Source organism: Tardiphaga sp. vice154 (assembly GCF_007018645.1).
In the GTDB taxonomy this organism is placed as follows: domain Bacteria; phylum Pseudomonadota; class Alphaproteobacteria; order Rhizobiales; family Xanthobacteraceae; genus Tardiphaga.
Window position 1 is genome coordinate 2870859 of the sequence record NZ_CP041399.1, and the last position, 16837, is coordinate 2887695.

General features: G+C 66.1%; 16 protein-coding genes and 1 pseudogene. 8 read left to right on the top strand and 9 right to left on the bottom strand.

Annotated elements, in window-relative coordinates; genetic code table 11:
• Positions 1 to 44: 44 nt before the first annotated feature.
• On the bottom strand, positions 45 to 734 hold the full coding sequence (locus FIU28_RS13415; RefSeq protein WP_143573650.1) for a DUF2161 domain-containing phosphodiesterase: 690 nt from the start codon (positions 732 to 734) through the stop codon (positions 45 to 47).
• Between the two features lie 358 nt (positions 735 to 1092).
• Here FIU28_RS13415 and FIU28_RS13420 point away from each other — a divergent pair, with 358 nt between their 5' ends.
• Positions 1093 to 3078: a DEAD/DEAH box helicase gene (locus FIU28_RS13420; protein WP_143573652.1), complete on the top strand. Its 1986-nt coding sequence runs from the start codon at positions 1093 to 1095 to the stop codon at positions 3076 to 3078.
• 104 nt (positions 3079 to 3182) lie between these two features.
• Here the strand turns inward: FIU28_RS13420 and FIU28_RS13425 are convergent, their stop codons facing one another.
• The gene (locus tag FIU28_RS13425) at positions 3183 to 4394 is read right to left on the bottom strand and encodes a multidrug effflux MFS transporter (RefSeq protein WP_143573654.1); all 1212 of its coding nucleotides are present in this window, start codon (positions 4392 to 4394) and stop codon (positions 3183 to 3185) included.
• 42 nt (positions 4395 to 4436) lie between these two features.
• A complete protein-coding gene (locus FIU28_RS13430) occupies positions 4437 to 5609 on the bottom strand; it encodes an MFS transporter (protein ID WP_143573656.1) in 1173 nt (390 codons plus the stop codon).
• 203 nt (positions 5610 to 5812) lie between these two features.
• On the opposite strand from FIU28_RS13430, the pseudogene FIU28_RS13435 reads away from it, so the two are divergent.
• Positions 5813 to 6554: pseudogene (locus FIU28_RS13435) on the top strand (tetratricopeptide repeat protein).
• Positions 6555 to 6662: 108 nt separating this feature from the next.
• Here FIU28_RS13435 and FIU28_RS13440 read toward each other — a convergent pair.
• The 3 genes from FIU28_RS13440 to serA form a co-directional block, all read right to left on the bottom strand.
• On the bottom strand, positions 6663 to 7328 hold the full coding sequence (locus tag FIU28_RS13440) for a peptidoglycan recognition protein family protein (RefSeq protein ID WP_143573658.1): 666 nt from the start codon (positions 7326 to 7328) through the stop codon (positions 6663 to 6665).
• Between the two features lie 117 nt (positions 7329 to 7445).
• Complete coding sequence (locus tag FIU28_RS13445; protein ID WP_143573660.1) at positions 7446 to 7889, bottom strand: MEKHLA domain-containing protein; 444 nt, start codon at positions 7887 to 7889, stop codon at positions 7446 to 7448.
• 10 nt (positions 7890 to 7899) lie between these two features.
• Positions 7900 to 9147, bottom strand: a complete 1248-nt coding sequence (serA, locus tag FIU28_RS13450; RefSeq protein ID WP_143573662.1) for a phosphoglycerate dehydrogenase — start codon at positions 9145 to 9147, stop codon at positions 7900 to 7902.
• A gap of 181 nt (positions 9148 to 9328) precedes the next feature.
• On the opposite strand from serA, the gene FIU28_RS13455 reads away from it, so the two are divergent.
• From FIU28_RS13455 to FIU28_RS13465, 3 genes are all read left to right on the top strand, one after another.
• A complete protein-coding gene (locus FIU28_RS13455) occupies positions 9329 to 9823 on the top strand; it encodes an MOSC domain-containing protein (RefSeq protein WP_143573664.1) in 495 nt (164 codons plus the stop codon).
• A 46-nt stretch (positions 9824 to 9869) separates the two neighbouring features.
• Entirely contained in the window at positions 9870 to 10283 is a 414-nt protein-coding gene (locus FIU28_RS13460) for a group III truncated hemoglobin (RefSeq protein WP_143573665.1), read from the top strand.
• A 137-nt stretch (positions 10284 to 10420) separates the two neighbouring features.
• Positions 10421 to 11299 carry a putative zinc-binding metallopeptidase gene (locus FIU28_RS13465; protein WP_246660667.1) on the top strand — a complete coding sequence of 293 codons (879 nt, stop codon included), beginning with the start codon at positions 10421 to 10423 and terminating at the stop codon, positions 11297 to 11299.
• 8 nt (positions 11300 to 11307) lie between these two features.
• Here the strand turns inward: FIU28_RS13465 and FIU28_RS13470 are convergent, their stop codons facing one another.
• Positions 11308 to 11913, bottom strand: a complete 606-nt coding sequence (locus FIU28_RS13470) for a CPBP family intramembrane glutamic endopeptidase (RefSeq protein WP_143573669.1) — start codon at positions 11911 to 11913, stop codon at positions 11308 to 11310.
• A gap of 89 nt (positions 11914 to 12002) precedes the next feature.
• A complete protein-coding gene (locus FIU28_RS13475; RefSeq protein WP_143573671.1) occupies positions 12003 to 12974 on the bottom strand; it encodes a Bug family tripartite tricarboxylate transporter substrate binding protein in 972 nt (323 codons plus the stop codon).
• 299 nt (positions 12975 to 13273) lie between these two features.
• On the opposite strand from FIU28_RS13475, the gene FIU28_RS13480 reads away from it, so the two are divergent.
• Complete coding sequence (locus FIU28_RS13480; protein ID WP_143573673.1) at positions 13274 to 13630, top strand: hypothetical protein; 357 nt, start codon at positions 13274 to 13276, stop codon at positions 13628 to 13630.
• 181 nt (positions 13631 to 13811) lie between these two features.
• On the opposite strand, the gene FIU28_RS26435 is transcribed toward FIU28_RS13480, so the two are convergent.
• The gene (locus FIU28_RS26435; protein WP_168202943.1) at positions 13812 to 13988 is read right to left on the bottom strand and encodes a hypothetical protein; all 177 of its coding nucleotides are present in this window, start codon (positions 13986 to 13988) and stop codon (positions 13812 to 13814) included.
• Positions 13989 to 14121: 133 nt separating this feature from the next.
• On the opposite strand from FIU28_RS26435, the gene FIU28_RS13485 reads away from it, so the two are divergent.
• Together FIU28_RS13485 and FIU28_RS13490 are read left to right on the top strand one after the other, a co-directional pair.
• Positions 14122 to 15594, top strand: coding sequence for an amidase (locus FIU28_RS13485; protein WP_143573675.1), 1473 nt, complete (start codon positions 14122 to 14124; stop codon positions 15592 to 15594).
• A gap of 288 nt (positions 15595 to 15882) precedes the next feature.
• Positions 15883 to 16836, top strand: coding sequence for an IS110 family transposase (locus FIU28_RS13490; protein ID WP_143571863.1), 954 nt, complete (start codon positions 15883 to 15885; stop codon positions 16834 to 16836).
• Position 16837 lies beyond the last annotated feature (1 nt).

Below are 16837 nucleotides of genomic sequence, written 5' to 3' on the forward strand. Positions count from 1 at the left end.
CTCTGACAACCCAGCCATGCAGAACAGGTTCCAATTCGAAGCGCTCAGTTTTTTGCCAATTCTGACGGATGAATGGCGCCGCGGTCCGGCTGGGGCCAGCGTTTCAGGGCGGCATGGCCGGCGTCGGTGAGCGAATAGATGCCGCGGGTGGCGCTGACGAACCAGCCATAGACGTTACGATGCAGGATCTTCTGCGCATCGGGGTAGTCCGGTGTCAGTTCACGAACCTTGCGAGGGCCCGGCGCCAGCATTGCCGCACAGGCCAGCGCCTGCTGGCGATAGGCGGTCATGATCGGCGCGCGGGTGCTGCCGCCGAGCGCGGGGTCGCCGCGGCGTTTGGTGTGCTCGACCACCAGCCGCGATCGCTTCTTCGGATTGCGCCGCGGCGTGACGGCGTGGGGGGCGACCAGCACCTCGACATTGCCGGCCTCGGTGACGCCGAGCATGCCGAAGCCGAGCCGCCGGCACAAATTGCGGTAACGCGCGTCGCTCTCGCGGCCTTTACCTTTGATGGATAGCTTTGCCGCCAGCCAGACTTCGTCGCAGGAGGCCGCGCGATCGACGGCCTGCAGTACGAGTTCGAGATTGAAACTCAGCTTGAGTTCGCCGATCACCACCAGCGGCGGATCGTCGCCGTTGATGGCGACGAGGTCGCAGCCGCCGACCTCCCCCTTGACGGTGAAGCCGAGGCTCTCGAGGTGGTTCTTGACCGGAAGATAGAGGGTAGTTTCCAAGACGGGCCTGCGCGTAAGACGATGCGTCGCGACCGCGACTCAGGCGACGAGTCTAGACCGGATCGCGCGCGACGGCAGCCTTGCGCGGCCTGGTCCCGTGCCATCATCGTTCGACATCGGTATTGCCGTGCACGTCGCCGCTTTGACCCGATTTCGACCGGGTCTGACAAAAATTTACGCAGATGGCAGCAATGAGTGGCCTTTTGCTGCAGAACAGCATAAAGAACGGCCAACCACCCGCACCGGACTCCTGGACCCGACGTGACCGCCCATTCGAGGGGCGGCAGATTCGTTTCCGTTTGGTCCAAATTGGGTCCCGACCGCACAGCGGTCCCTTAGAACCAAGGTTTAAATCTCCGTGACATTCCTAACGACTGGTCCGTCGCTCGCCCGCGCGTTGGCCGAGCGCAACTACAATGAATCCACTCCCGTGCAGGCCGCCGTGCTGGCCGACGACGCCGCCGGGCGCGATCTGCTGGTCTCCGCGCAGACCGGCTCCGGCAAGACCGTGGCTTACGGCCTGGCGATCGCCGACAATCTGCTGGAAGGCGCCGAGAAGCTGCCGAAGGCCGGCCTGCCGCTGGCGCTTATCGTGGCGCCGACGCGCGAACTGGCGCTGCAGGTCCACGGCGAACTGACCTGGCTGTACAAATATGCCGGCGCGCGCGTCGTCTCCTGCGTCGGCGGCATGGACCCGCGCAAGGAACAGCGCGACCTCGCCGAAGGCGCCCACATCGTCGTCGGTACGCCCGGCCGTCTGTGCGACCATCTCCGCCGCAACCGCCTCGACGTCTCGCAGCTCAAGGCCGTCGTGCTCGACGAGGCCGACGAGATGCTCGACATGGGTTTTCGCGAGGACATGGAGTTCATCCTCAAGACCACGCCGTCGACCCGCCGCACGCTGTTGTTCTCGGCCACGCTGCCGCGCGGCATCGTGGCGCTCGCCAAGCAGTACCAGCAGCAGGCGTTTCGCGTCGAAGTCGCCGGCGCCGATGGCGGCCATTCCGACATCGAATATCGCGCCATCCGCATTTCGCCCAACGACGTCGACCACGCTGTCGTCAACGTGCTGCGCTATTTCGAATCGCCGAGCACCATCGTGTTCTGCAACACCCGCAACGCCGTTCGCCACCTGCAGACCGTGCTGCAGGAGCGCGGCTTCTCCGTCGTCGCGCTCTCCGGCGAACTGACCCAGAACGAGCGCACCTCTGCGCTGCAGGCGCTGCGCGATGGCCGCGCGCGTGTCTGCGTTGCGACCGACGTAGCGGCGCGCGGCATCGATCTACCGAATCTCGGCCTCGTCATTCACGCCGACCTGCCGAACGACGCCGAAGTGATGCAGCATCGCTCTGGCCGTACCGGCCGCGCCGGCAAGAAGGGCGTCAGCGTTCTGCTCGTGCCGCCCGCGCGCAAGCGCCGTGCCGAACTGCTGCTCAATCTCGGCGGCATCGATGCGGTCTGGGGCAGTGCGCCCACCGTGGAAGAGATCCGCACGCTCGATCAGCAGCGCATGCTGAAGGACACCTTGTTCACCGAGGAATCCACCGAGGAAGACTTGGCGCTGGCCCGCGCCATGCTCGCCGAGCGTTCGGCCGAGGATATCGCCGCCGCTCTGGCGCGTCTGTACCGTGCCCGCCTGCCGTCGCCGGAAGAAGTGTCGGATCCCGGCACGTTCCGCGGCCGTGAGGATCGCAGCAATGCGCGCAACGAGCGCGACACCCGCGGCCAGGACCGCACCGCGCCGCGCGAGGCCCCGCGAAAGTCGAAGCCGCGCGAGAGCATGGGCGAAGGCTCGATGTGGTTCCGCGCCGCGATCGGCCGACAGAAGAATGCCGAAGCCCGCTGGCTCCTGCCGATGATCTGCCGCCGCGGCGGCATCGAGAAGAACGACATCGGTGCCATCAAGATCTACGACGCCAATTCCGAATTCGAGATCGCGGCCGGCGCGGTCGAGAAATTCCTGGTGATGGTGAAGCGCCCGGACAAGGAAGACAACATCCGCATCGAGCCCTTGCCGAACGGCCCCGAAGGCGCGATCGCATCTGCGCGTCCGAAGCCGGAAGACCGCGACTATTCGAACGCCAAGCGCAAGCCGAGCTACGGCAAGACCTCGGACGGCGATCGCCCGGATTTCAAGGACAAGGCGTCCTACAAGGAAAAATCCTGGAACGACAAGCCGCAGGGCGACCGCAAGCCCTATGCCGGTGACAAGCCGCGCTACGATAGCAAGCCGAAGTCCGACAAGCCGCGCGCCGAGAAGCCGCCTTACGTCGCCAAGGCCAAGCGCGAGGGCGCCGAGTCGGTGTTCAAGCCGGCGTTCGGCAAGAAGAAGAACAAGGCCTGATCGAACACCAGGCATTAACAGACAAAGGCTCGCGGGAGATCCCGCGAGCCTTTTTCATATGTATCATCCTGCCCACAAAGCGGAGCGGCCCCGGATCGCACGCCTCACGTTTGAACAGGCTTCCTGCCCGACGGCAGCATCCATAGAAAGATCGCGCCGGCAGCCACGGCCAGCATCGTCATCAGCCCTGTCATCACCAGCGCCGGGTGCCCGAACGGCTCCAACACCGCAATTGTTGCGCTGGCAAGAGCGCCCATGGCCATCTGCAGGGAGCGCATCACCCCGGCTGCGGAGCCGGCGACGTGCGGCAGGTTCTGCAGCGCTTCATGGTTGGTACTGGGCGCGATGATGCCGAAGGCCAGCAGCGTCAGCGCCATCAGCGGCATCAGGGTCCACGCCGTCATCGCGCCGGCTGCGACCAGCGTCAGCGCCGCCAGCGCGCTCGCAACCGTCAGCAGCAATCCCCCGGCGATGATCTTGCGCGACGCGACGTGACGCTGGCTCATTCGACCGCTGAGCAAAGACCCGATCAGCACACCGCAGGATGACAGCCCGAACAGCAGCGCGAACGTGGTGGTCGACAGGCCAAGGCTTCCGATCAGCACCGAAGGCGCGCCGGAGATGAAGCTGAACATGCCGGCGAAGGCGCAGGCGTAGAGCAGGGCATAGCCGAGGAAGGCGCGGTCGGTCAGGACGTTGCGATAGCTCTCGATCAGCCTCGCCGGATTGAGCGATCGTCGCATGTCGACCGGCTGGGATTCGTCCAGCATGCCGATGGCGACGACCAGCAGCAGCAGGCCGGTGCCGGCCTGCAGGGTGTAGATCATGCGCCAGTCACTGACCGTCATGACCCAGCCGCCAAGCACGGGCGCGATCATCGGTGCGATGCCGAGCACCGCGGCGATCCGGGACAACTGATGCCGCGCCACGGCGTGCTCGAACACGTCGCGCACGATCGCGAACGGCAGGATGGCGCAGGCGCCGGCGGCGAGCCCCTGCATCATCCGGCACACCAGCAGGATGGTGAAGGTCGGCGCAAAGGCACAGGCCGCCGCGGCGAGCGAGAACAGCAGCAGCCCGTCGAGCAGGATGGCACGGCGGCCGAACCGGTCGGCAAGCGGTCCGCAGATCAGCGGCGAAATCGCAAAGCCGGCCAGGAACAGGCTGAGCGTCAGCGGCCCCTGTCCGGCTGCATCCGCAAACGTCGCCTCAATCGCCGGCAGGCCCGGCAGGCCCATGTCGATCGACAGCGGCGGCAGCGCGGTGAGGGCGCCGAGAAAGGCGGTGAAGGCAAAACTGTCGCGCCGGAGGGCCACTGAAAATCCTTACAAGATGAGTTCGATGAAAGCTGGCAATGTCTATTCGGCCGGGCGCAAGTGCATCGGCATCACGCGGCGGTTGGCGATGATGCTGAGCGTCAACGCCAGTGCGACAGCCGCCACCGCGGCGCCGAGCAATGGCAGATGAGCATAGGACATGCCGGCGTTCAGCGCAGCGCCGCCAATCCAGGCGCCGATGGCGTTGCCGAGATTGAAGGCGCCCTGGTTCAATGTCGAAGCGAGGTTGGGCGCGTCGGTCGCGGCATCGACCACCCAGATCTGCAGCGGCGAGACCAGCGCGAAAGCCAGGCCACCCCACAGGACCAGCAGCACCAGCGTCGGCACTGCCGAGTGGATGACGAACGCCAGCAGGATCAGCACCAGCATCACGCCGCCAAAGGCGCCGATCACGGTGCCCAGCAAATTGCGGTCGGCCAGACGTCCACCGATCAGGTTGCCGATGGTGAGGCCTGAGCCGATCGCCAGCAACGCGCCGGTGACGCCGTGTGGCGACAGCCCGGTGACCTCTTCGAGCAACGGCGTGATGTAGGTGAACAGGCTGAACATGCTGATGGCTGCGGTGATCGAGATTAGCATCGGCAACAGCACCGGCCAGCGGCCGAGCGCGCGGAATTCGCGGGTGAGGCTGCCCGTCGTTCCGGGCAGGCCGGAGGGTACCCAACGGATGATCGCCGCGCCGGCGATGAGGCCGATCGCGACCACTGCCCAGAACGCGGAACGCCAGCCGGCTTGCTGTCCCAGCGCGGTGCCGAATGGTACGCCGAGTACATTGGCGAGCGTCAGCCCGGCGAACATCAGCGAGACCGCCTGCGCGCGCTGCTCGCGCGGCACCAGATCGCGGGCGACCACCGCGCCGATGCCGAAGAACGCGCCGTGCGAGAACGCCGTGACGATGCGCGCCGCCATCAGCAGCCAGTAGGTGGGCGCCAGCGCGCAGCCGAAATTGCCGATGATGAAGACGGCCATCAAGGCCAGCAACGCCGTCTTGCGCGGCAGGCGGGCGGTCGCCATCGCCACCAGCGGCGCGCCGACCACCACGCCCATCGCGTAGCCGGAGACCAGATAGCCGGCCTGCGGGATGGTCACACCGAAGCTGGTCGCGACATCGGGCAGCAGGCCCATGATGACGAATTCAGTGGTGCCGATGCCGAACGAGGCAGCAGCGAGCGCGAGGATGGGCTTGGAGATCATGCAGGTTCCGACGTGCGAGGCAGTAATGTTGCGGCGCAATATCTGTTAGAAATCGCATGGCGCTCGCGGCTTGGCGAGCGCCGGCAGGGGGATGCTGCATTGCGCGGTTCTGTCATCACAATGTCGAAAGCGGTGCGCTCGTCGGCACCGCTGCACCGCCACAGGATTGCCGGCAACGATGATGCGAGTGCCTGATGTGGACGATGAAACCGTTTGTTGCTGCTGCGTTGGCCGGACTGCTGCTGGCGTTCGCGCCGATCTCGCGCGCGTCGGCGCAATCCGCGGACCTCGTTTTGTGCGACGGGCTCGCCGCCGATCCGTCCGATCCCGACAGGCCCGCCGACGCTCGCGGCACCGCGGAGATCGCGAAGGCCGACATCGCCACCGCGATCAAGTTCTGCCGCACCGCCGGCAGCGGCTTGCGCCGCGCGCTGTATCAGCTCGGCGGCGCCTATGCCGCCAACGGACAGATGACCGAGGCGATGGCGGCATGGCGCAAGGCGGCCGACAAGGGCAGCACGTCGGCGATAGTCGAGCTCGGCGTGATGTACGGCACCGGCAACGGTGTCGCCAGAGACGAGGCGCAGGCGCGAAAACTGTTCGAGCGCGCCGCCGAGGCCGGCAATCCGCGCGGTGTCGCCAATCTCGCCGCGGCGTCCAGTGGTGCGTCGGCCGATCCGGCACGCGGCCGGGCGCTGTTGGCGAAGGCCGCGGAGACCAATCCGGAGGCGCAATACCAGCTCGGCATGATGCTGGCGGAGGGCTCAGGCGGCCCGAAGGACGAGGTCGGCGCGCGGCCTGTTCGAGAAGGCGGCGGCGAAAACCTATTACGAGCGTTCCGCGGCGCTCGGCAACGACGAAGCCCGGGCCGCGCTGAAGCGGCTGGAATGCCCCTACGTGCTGAAGGACAAGCGCGGCAACGTCGTCAGCAATCTGTGCTTCTGATAGCACCAGTTTCTGATGTCGAGAGTAGCGCAATGACACGCACCGGCAGCAGTGCACCTCTCTCCACTGGGCAGAGGTGACAAAATATCAGCTACACAGTCCTGTATCCTACGGCGTTTTGTCGGCTTGGGCGGTTTCGATGTTTGGCGTGCGGGCAAGACGCGCCAGTTCGCAGCCCTCGCAATAGCGGTGGTCCTTGTAGTCAATCCAGTTGTGCGCGTAGACGCGATTGTCCGGAATGCCGTAACGGACCTGCAGCACGCGAACGAGAATGCGCCAGGCGGCGATCTGCGCCTCGGTCGGCGGGCGTCGCACATTCGGATAGTTGCCGACGAATTCGACGCCGATCGAGGAGGCATTGTCGACCTGCTGGTAGGTGGCGGCGTTGTCGATGAACTTGTTGTCGTTGCGGTTGCCGTCGCGCAGGTGGTTGGGCACCGCGAACTCGGCCGCTGACCAGTATACCGTGCCGTCGGTCTCGACCCAGACGGTAACGCCGCGGCGGTCCGGCCGCTGGCTCTGCGCCACCGCGTTGCGCCACGCCGAGCCGGCCGCGCCCTCGCTCTGGTGCACGACGATGTTGCGCCAGTCGCGCGCGTTCTCCAGCGGCCCCCACGGCACCAGCCAGACGATGTTGAGCCCGGGAATATCCGGCGTGCCGCGCGCGCGGGCGCGCGCCTCGAAACTGTCCGGCGCGGGCTTTGCGCTCTGCGCGGCGGCCGGACCGGCCGGCCACAGCAGCGCCAGCAGCAGGCATGAGACAGGACCCTTCATGCGCCGAGCGTAGCGCGCAAAGCTGTCCAGGATCTTAGCCGATCGCGCATGCCCCATCATGGGCCGATCGTTGCAGCTTTTGTGCCACGGTGCCAGCGCGCAACCGTCGCAGCCCGCTCAGGCGTTGGTCCACGAGGTAAACAGGGCCGCCTGACCGCGCGGCGTGCCGGCCTCGTCGATCAATTGCCAGACGGTTCCGCCGTCGATCCAGAACCGCCGCCCGGAACCGGCGATCCGCATACCGCGATAGTCCGAGATGAAACCGTCGCGCGTGACGGCATTGAGCAGAAGCTGTCGCTCGTCGCGGTTCGGCGCCTCGGCGGACAGCCGCGAGGGCAGGGTGATGAACTCGTCCCAGTCATATTCGAAACAGGCCTGCGCGGTATTGTTGGCATAGACGAACACCGGATCAGGCGCGGTATTGTGCGCAAGCACCGCGAACGGCGCATCGTTGTGCAGCCACGCGGCGTCGTGTCCGGCGGCGACCAGCGGCTTGCCGACGGCGCGGGCGTAGCTGGACGCGAGCAGGGCGAAGAACGCGGGGTCTGTAGCAGAAGTCATGCGCCGGGCCTTAGTCCGCCTCGTACAGCAGCCGGGCACGGATTGTGCCCTTCACGTTGCGCATTTCCTCAAGCACCTTCTCGGAATCGACGCCACGACCATCGGTTTCCAACACCACATAGCCGATGCCGCCGCCGGTCTGCAGGTACTGCGCGGCGATGTTGACGCCGTGCTTGGAGACGATGTCGTTGAGCTTGCCCATCACGCCCGGCACGTCACCGTGGATGTGGATGAAGCGCGTGCCCGAGGGCCGCGGCGGCAGTTGCACGCCGGGGAAGTTGACCGCGCCGAGCGTCGAGCCGACGTCGGAATATTCCACCAGCTTGCGCGTCACTTCGGCGCCGATGCGGTCCTGCGCCTCTTCGGTCGAGCCGCCGATATGCGGCGTCAGGATCACGTTGGGCAGGCCCTGCAACGGCGTCACGAGCTTGTCGTTATTGGACGCGGGCTCGACCGGGAACACGTCGATGGCGGCACCCGCCAGCTTGCCGGCGCGCATGGCGGTTGCCAGCGCGTCGAGATCGACGACATGGCCGCGGCTGTTGTTGATCAGGCAGGCGTCGTCCTTCATCAGCGCGATCTCGCGGGCGCCGATCATGCCGGCGGTCTGCGGCGTCTCCGGCACGTGCAGCGAGACCACGTCGCTGAAGGCCAGCAACTCGTCGAGGCTGGCCGTCGGCTCGGTATTGCCGTGGCGGAGCCGGTCGGTGAGGTCGAAGAACACGGTCCGCATGCCCATCGACTCGGCGAGATTGGAAAGCTGCGAGCCGATATTGCCGTAGCCGACGATGCCGAGCGTCTTGCCGCGCAATTCGCGGCTGCCGTCGGCCGACTTGTCCCAGCCGCCGGCGTGCGCTGCGACCGAGCGCGGCACGATCCGGCGCAGCAGCATCACGATCTCGCCGATGGTCAGTTCGGCGACGCTGCGGGTATTGGCGAACGGCGCGTTGAACACCGGGATGCCGCGGCGGCGCGCGGCCTCAAGGTCGATCTGGTTGGTGCCGACCGAGAAGCAGCCGACCGCGAGCAGCCTATCGGCGGCCTCGAGGATGTCGTCGGTGACGTTGCTGCGCGAGCGGATGCCGAGCAGGTGGACGCCCTTCACGGCTTCCTTCAGCGCCTCCGGCGACAGCGCCTTGGGATGCCGCTCGACAGAAATATAGCCATTGTCGGCGAACATCGCGACGGCGCTGTCGTTGATGCCCTCCAGGAGCAGGATGCGGATCTTGTCTTTGGGCAGCGAGAGGCGCGTGATCATGGCAGTTATCCTGGCAGCGGCGACCGCGACGCGGTCCGCAGGGCGGCATTGGGAGGCCACGTGCTTTCATGGCGGGAAGGGATTGGCAAGGGTGCAGAACAATCTGCAGGCATGTGGCCGCCATAAGTCCGCTGCCTGGATTCGACCGTGACCGATCATCGGGCTGTGCTAGGAATCGCTGATGACCTTTGCCCCGGAAAGCCCCCTCGGCCGGTTGCTGGCCGCCCCGATGCGGCCGGGCAGGCTGACATGGATCGGGCTGCGGCCGGCGCGCCGCGCGCCCGTGCTGACGCCGGAGCAGGCCCTGCTGGTCGCAGGCCAGGGTATCGAGGGCGACCGTTACCGCAGCAGCCATAACGGTCCGCGGCAGGTGACGCTGATCGCGGCCGAGGATCTGGCGGCAATCGCCGCCTTCCTCGGGCTGGACGCGCTGGCGCCGGAGTTGCTCCGGCGCAACCTCGTGACCGTCGGCGTCAATATGGCCGCCCTCAAGGGACAACGCCTGCGCATCGGTGCGACGCTGCTCGAGCCCTCGGGCGACTGCGCGCCGTGCAGCCGGATGGAAGAGGTGCTCGGACCCGGCGGCTACAATGCCGTTCGCGGCCACGGCGGCATTACCGCCCGGGTGATCGAGGGCGGCGAGGTGCGGATCGGGGACGCGGTGACGCGGGCCTGACCTTCCCGCGGTTGTGAAATGGCGCGCTGCCGCCTACATCGGAGGCATGACCGACCCCACTCTTAATGAAGCCCACCCCGAAATTACCGAAGAATCGATCGCCCTTCTGGTCCGGACCTTCTATGGCCGGGCCCGCGAAGACGCGCTGATCGGCCCGGTTTTCAACGCTGCAGTGTCGGACTGGGAGCATCACATCGCCCAGATCTCCGATTTCTGGTCTTCGATGCTGCTGAAGACCGGTCGTTATGACGGCCGCCCGATGCGGCCGCATCTGGTGCTGCCGCTGACCGCGGCGCATTTCGACCGCTGGCTGGCGCTGTTCGAGCCGACCGCCCGGGAGATATTCAGCGCGGACGTGGCCGATGCCTTCATCGAGCGCGCGCGGCGCATCGCCGATGGTTTCGAGATGGGCATCGCCACCACCCGCGGCGAGATCACCCGGCCGCGGCACAGCGTGTAGCATGACCGCGGCCGTTTCGGCATAGTGCCCGCATGAAGCAACTGAACTGCCCCCATTGCCGCCAAAGAATCGTATTCGAGCAGAGCCCCTGTAGCCATTGCAGAACGCCGGTCAGTTTCGACAGCGGGTCGTTGCGGATGGTGCGCGGGCGCAACGTGGTGCCGTGCGCCAACCGTGATCTGATCGGCTGCAACTGGTCGGTCCAGGACGGCATGCCCTATTGCCGCTCCTGCCGGCTGACGCGGACCATTCCGAACCTCGGCTCGGATCGCAATCTGGCGCTGTGGCGCAAGGTCGAGCAGGCCAAGCGGCGGCTGACCTATGATCTGATGCGGCTCGAACTGCCGCTGGCGGTGCCTGGCGGTGCGCAGATCGCGTTCGACATCCTGTCGCATGAGACCGCCGGTCACTCGATCATGACTGGGCATCTGGCCGGGCTGATCACCATCAACCTGTCGGAGGCCGATGACGCGGTGCGCGAGGCGCGCCGCGCGGCCTTCCGCGAGCCGTATCGCACGCTGCTCGGCCACTTCCGCCACGAGGTAGGGCATTTCTACTGGGAGGCGCTGATCGACGAGGCCCAGCTCGGGAACCCGTTCCGGCTGATCTTCGGCGACGAGTCCGCCGCCTATGCCGAAGCGCTGGCTGCCTATCACAACCGCGCCGACCGCGGCTGGAACAGCGATGGCTTCATCAGCGAATACGCCACCTCGCATCCGTGGGAGGACTGGGCGGAGACCTTTGCGCATTTCCTGCACATCGTCTCGACGCTCGATACCGCGTCCTCGCTGCCGCTGTCGCTCGATGCGCGGGCCCGCCATACGCTGGAGGATCCCTATCTGGAGCGCGACTTCGAGGCGCTGCTGGCGCTGTGGGAACTGGTCGCCTACAGCATGAACGAGCTCAACCGCTCGATGGGCCTCAGCGACGCCTATCCGTTTGAACTGACGGCGGCGGTGCGCGGCAAGCTGCACTTCGTGCACATGGCAATATTGAAAGCGCGGAACGGCGCGTAGGCCGCGCCTTAGGCGAGGCCGAGCGAAAACGCGAGCGTGCCGATCGCGGCATGCGACAGGATCACCGGCCAGATGTTGCGCATCCGCAAATAGGCTATGCCCCAGACCACGCCGACCGCGAAGGTGTTGAGCAGCAACGTCGTGTCGCCATAGGCGATGTGGATCAGCGAGAACACCGCCGAGGAATACAGCACATAGACCCAGCTGCGGGCCTGCAGGCGGTCGATCATCAGCTTCGGGATCGACCGGCACACCACTTCCTGGCACGGGCTGGAGACCAGCACGTAGAACGGCGCAAAGCTCAGCCAGACCGGTGGATTGGCGTCGAATGTGAACAGCCGGGTCTGCAACAGCATGACGGCGGCGAGGCCGAGCGTCAGCACCGCGAAGCCGAGCCAGTGTTCCCGGATCGAGGGCCGGCCGAGGCCGAGTTCGGCCAATGACAGGCCCGAAACGACGCACAGCGCAAGGCACGACGCCGACACGCCGATCAGGGCATAGCTGCGGTATTCAAACGGCATCAGGCCGAAATGGATGGCGAGGCCGGGGGTAAGCAGCAGCGCCGTGAAGGCCAGCAGCGGTAGCAGCGGGCGCCATTGTCGCGAATATGTCATAAAACTGTTTAGCGGAATTCATACTGTGCGACCAGCGCGGCGGAGTGCCGCGCTGGTCGCAACTCCGCAAGTTCAGCGCCAGGCGGCGGCTACTCCGGCAACTTGATGTTGGCCTCGACGATGACCTTCTTCCAGAGCGCAATCTGTTCGGTGACGAAGGCGCGGGCCTCGTCCGGCGTGGATCCCATCGCGACGATGCCCTGGTCGTCGAGCTTCTTCTTCAGATCGGGATCGGACAGCGCCTTCTTGGCCTCCAGCGAGATGCGGTCGACGATCTCCTTCGGCGTGCCGGCCGGCGCGATGATCATCGACCAGGTACCGGAAACGAAGTCCGGCACGCCTTGCTCGGTCATGGTCGCCACGTTGGTCGCCGCCGGGACGCGGTCCTTGGCGGTGACGGCGATCGCCTTGGCATTGCCCGGCGTGACCTGCGACATCAGAGGGCCGATCACGTCGAACATCACGCTGATCTGGCCGCCGACAAGATCCTGCAGCGCGCCCGCCGTACCCTTGTAGGGGATGTGCTGCAGATTGATGCCCTCACGGCTCTTCAGCATTTCCATCGTCAGATGCGCCGCCGAGCCGATGCCGGAAGAGGCGAAGTTGAGCGTGCCGGGCTTCGCCTTGGCGAGCGCGATCAGCTCCTTCATGTTACTGGCAGGCACCGACGGATGCGCGATCAGGATCAAGGGGGCCACCGAGGTCAGCGAGACGTAGGTGAAATCCTTCATCGTGTCGTAGGGCAGCTTCGGATTGAGCGTCGGATTGACCGAATGCGCCGCGATCACGGTGCCGAAGGTGTAGCCGTCGGGCGCGGCCTTGGCGACGCTGTCGGTGCCGATCGCCGCGTTGGCGCCGGGCTTGTTCTCGATCACGAAGGTCTGACCCAGGGCTTCGGACATCTTCTGCGAAACCAGCCGCGCCATCAGGTCGGTGTAGCCGCCCGGCGTATAGGGCACCACCATGCGGATCGGCCGGTTCGGCCAGCCCTGCGCCTGCGCGGAGCCGGCGGTGGCCGTGACGATGGCAAGCGCGCCCATCACGCGGAGAATGCGGTTCATGTCGTTTCCTCGGATGGTGCGATCGTCAAGGCGGCGGGGAGCTTGCAGCTGCCGCCTTCTGATCCGCACTCGTTATGTCGAGCCTGCCGTGCTGCACCCGTGCGAGGTGCAGATTCCCGCGGGCAGGCTAGCCCAGGTCGCGGCGGGCAGGGAAGTAGACGAAAGGCCGCCGGTCGGGCGCACCGACTGCCGCCGGATGGAATGTCCGGACTTGGCCCCGCTCATGCTGCGACATGAATACAGGACGCCTCGCCGGGATGTGACTGGTGCGGGACACGCCGACCCGCTACGGTCGATAGATGTCCCGCCTTCTGTGTCTCTCGCTCGCTGCCATCCTGACGCTGTCGTCTGTCGTCGCCGACGCCGCTCCCAAGCGGAAGCCGCGGCCGCATAATTACGGCTTCCTGCCGGGCTATCACCAGCCGCTGAACAATGCCGCGCCCTTGTTCAAGCAGGACGAAGCGGTGCTGCGCAATGCGCGCCGCCCGAAGCGGCCGTGGTACATCACGCCCACGCCGGTCTATTACCGCTGGTACGATGGCCAGAAGCGCTATTTCGGCCAGCCCGGCTTCTACCGCGGCCAGTACAATGGCGGCAGCATGGGCCCGTGCTGGACCCAGACGCCGATCGGGCCGGTGTGGAACTGCGGGCGATAGGCCTGCGCTACGCTTTTCCGTCTGGAGAGACTTTTTCCCATCCAAAAGCTCTCTCTAATCCTGAGGAGCCGCGCGCTTGCGCGGCGTCTCGAAGGATGGCGCCAAGCTCCCATGGTTTGAGACGCGCGCCAAGTGGCGCGCTCCTCACTATGAGGACGGTGAGTGAAGCCACCCGAACTCTCTAATCCGCGGTGTGCTCGGCGATGCCGAGCTTCTTGATCCGGGTGCGGACGGCGAGCGGCGAGCGTTTCGTGCGCAGCGCGATCTCGTTGATGCTGCGGCCGGCCAGCAACTGACGGCGCAACTCTTCGTCCTGCAGCGAGGTCCAGACGGAATCGGCTTGGTTACTGAGCTTCATGGCGCGTGAGCCGGGTCTTTCATGGCGTGACGCGGAAGGCGTCACGGCGTTTTCACATGCTAGCCCTGATCACGCAGCGAGCGCCATCCGGTCTAGGCTTCCCGCGAACGAATCTGCAACCGGAACGCACGACATGACATTGGCGATGGACTGGGACGAATGGGCGACACATGACGCGGTGGCGCTGGCCGACCGCGTGCGCCAGGGCGATCTGACGCCGGCCGAACTTGCGGCACAAGCCGCCGCCGGCATAGCCCGGCTCAACCCCGCGCTCGACGCCGTCGTCGAGGTCTTCGACGACGTGGTCGCCGATCCCGCCAAGGACGGCATGAACGAAGCTGGCGTGTTTGCCGGCGTTCCCTATCTGATGAAGGATCTCGGGCCGACGCTGCGGGGGCGGCTGCAGGAATTCGGCTCCGCCATCATGCAGGGCAACCGGCCCGCGCAGGACAGCTTTCTCACCGGCCGGATCCGCCAGGCCGGGCTGAACATCATCGGCCGCAGCACCACGCCGGAATTCGGCGTCTGCAGCTCTGCCGAAAATGCATTCTATGTCACCCGCAATCCCTGGGATACCGACTACTCGACCTGCGGCTCCTCCGCGGGGTCGTCGGCGATGGTAGCCGCCGGTGTGCTGCCGATCTCGCACGCCACCGATGGCGGCGGTTCGATCCGGATTCCGGCCGGCGTCAACGGCCTGATCGGCCTGAAAGTGTCGCGCGGCGTCTATTCGCTGGCGCCGACCATGTCGGACCTGACCGGGCTGGTATCGATCCAGGGCTGCGTCAGCCGCAGCGTGCGCGACACCGCGGCCTTCGTCGATGCCTGCCGGGGTGCTGCGCCCGGCGAATTCATGCCGTTCTGGTCGCCGGCCGAGCCCTATAGCGAGCGGATCCGGCGCGACCCCCGGCGCCTGCGCATCGCGCTGTCGCACGAATGGGGCGATAGCAGCGCGACGCCGCATTTCGTCGCCGAGCTCGAGCGTGTCGGCCGGCTGCTGGAGGGGCTCGGCCACCACGTCGAATGGGCGCTGCCCGAGATCGATTTCCGCGCCGCCTTTGCCGCGCAGACCGCCTGCTACATCAGCAATTTCGCGCAGGTGATCGGCGGCCATCTGGCACGGCTCGGCCTGGAAAAGCCGACGTCCGAACTGCTGGAGCCGATCAACGTGAAGATCTGGGAGGCCGGCATCGACATGTCCTATACTGACCGCGCCAGAATGCAGGCGGTGTTCAACACCACGTCGCGCGGCTTCGGCGCGTTCTTCGAGCGCTACGACATCATCCTGACGCCGATCACCGCCAAGCCGACGCCGAAGGTCGGCACCGCCGAGTATCTGACGACCTCGACCAATCTGTCGGTGCACGACTGGTTTGCGAACCTCTGGAAGAACTTCGCCTATACGCCGCTGGCCAATCTCGCCGGCATCCCCGGCATCTCGCTGCCGCTGGCCGCGCAGGAGAACGGCCTGCCGCTCGGCATCCAGGCGCAGGCGGCGCAGGCCCATGACGGGTTGTTGCTGCAGCTCGCAGCCCAGATCGAGCGCGCGATCGACGGAAAATGGAACGGCGGCGCGCTGCCCAAGCAGCATGTCAGCCGTAGCTAGTTGAGTAGGGCGGATTAGCGAAGCGTAATCCGCCGTCCATCCGCGCGGCGGCGGGTTACGCCTTCGGCTAACCCGCCCTTGTAATAGCAAATCGGGATATTGTCAGCTCGTTCCGAGAGGAATGCTCTGCCGCGGACGGCCATCCGCGGCAGAGCGGCTGGCGATCGGATCGTATCCGCCCTGAGTCGTCTGAGACTGCCCCGTAGCGGGATCGCGCCAGCTCCTTCATCGGACCCGGATGGTTGCCGGAACAAGTTGGTTCGCTTCACAAGGCAGGGGTCGACGAAGATGACGAACAATAACACGGAAACGGCCGGCATCGATACGGCCAAAGACAAGCTCGACATTGCGGTGCATGGCCGGGAGCAGCGATGGCAGGTGCCCAACGTAGCGGCGGGATGGCGGCAGTTGGCGGCCGATCTCGGTAAGGCAGGCGTCACCAAAGTCGGTATCGAGGCCACCGGTGGTTATGAACGTGGCGTGGTTACGCATTTGCGCACCAAAGGCTTCGTCGTGCTGGTGCTGCAGCCGATCCAGGTCAAGAACTTTGCCAGGCTGCATCTGCGGCGCGCCAAGAACGACGCCCTGGATGCCGTGCTGGTCGCCGCCTGCGCGGCGGTGCTCGATCCTCCATCTGTCGACGCGGATCCAAGGCTCACGGAGCTGGCAGATCACCTGACCTTCGTCGAACAGATCGAGGAAGACATGGTCCGCCTCAAGACTCGGCTCGAACATATCGACGAGCCACGACGGCGGCGTCTGGTCCTCAACGACATCGATCGGCTGAAGGCGCGCCGAGCCACCGAACTCCTACGAATCGCGGGCCAACTGCGCGACCATCCGGATCTGGCGCGGCGCCTCGATCTGGTGCTCAGCGTCCCCGGCATCGGCGAGCGGACTGCGCTGGCGCTGATCATCCGCATGCCTGAGCTCGGCCAAATCAGCCGGGAGAAGGCGGCAGCTCTTGCCGGCCTTGCGCCGTTCGACGATGACAGCGGCAAGCATAGGGGGCAGCGCCACATTGCAGGTGGTCGAAGCCGCCTGCGTCGCTCGCTGTTTGCTGCGGCGCTGCCGGCCTCGTTCCGCTGGAACAAGGCCCTGTGCGCGCTCTACGAGCGCCTGAAAGCCCGCGGCAAGGCCCACAACGAGGCGCTCATCGCCTGCGCTCGCAAGCTCCTCATCTACGCCAACACCGTCGTCGAGCGCGGCACGCCATGGGTTGAAAAGCAGGCCGCGCTTTAAT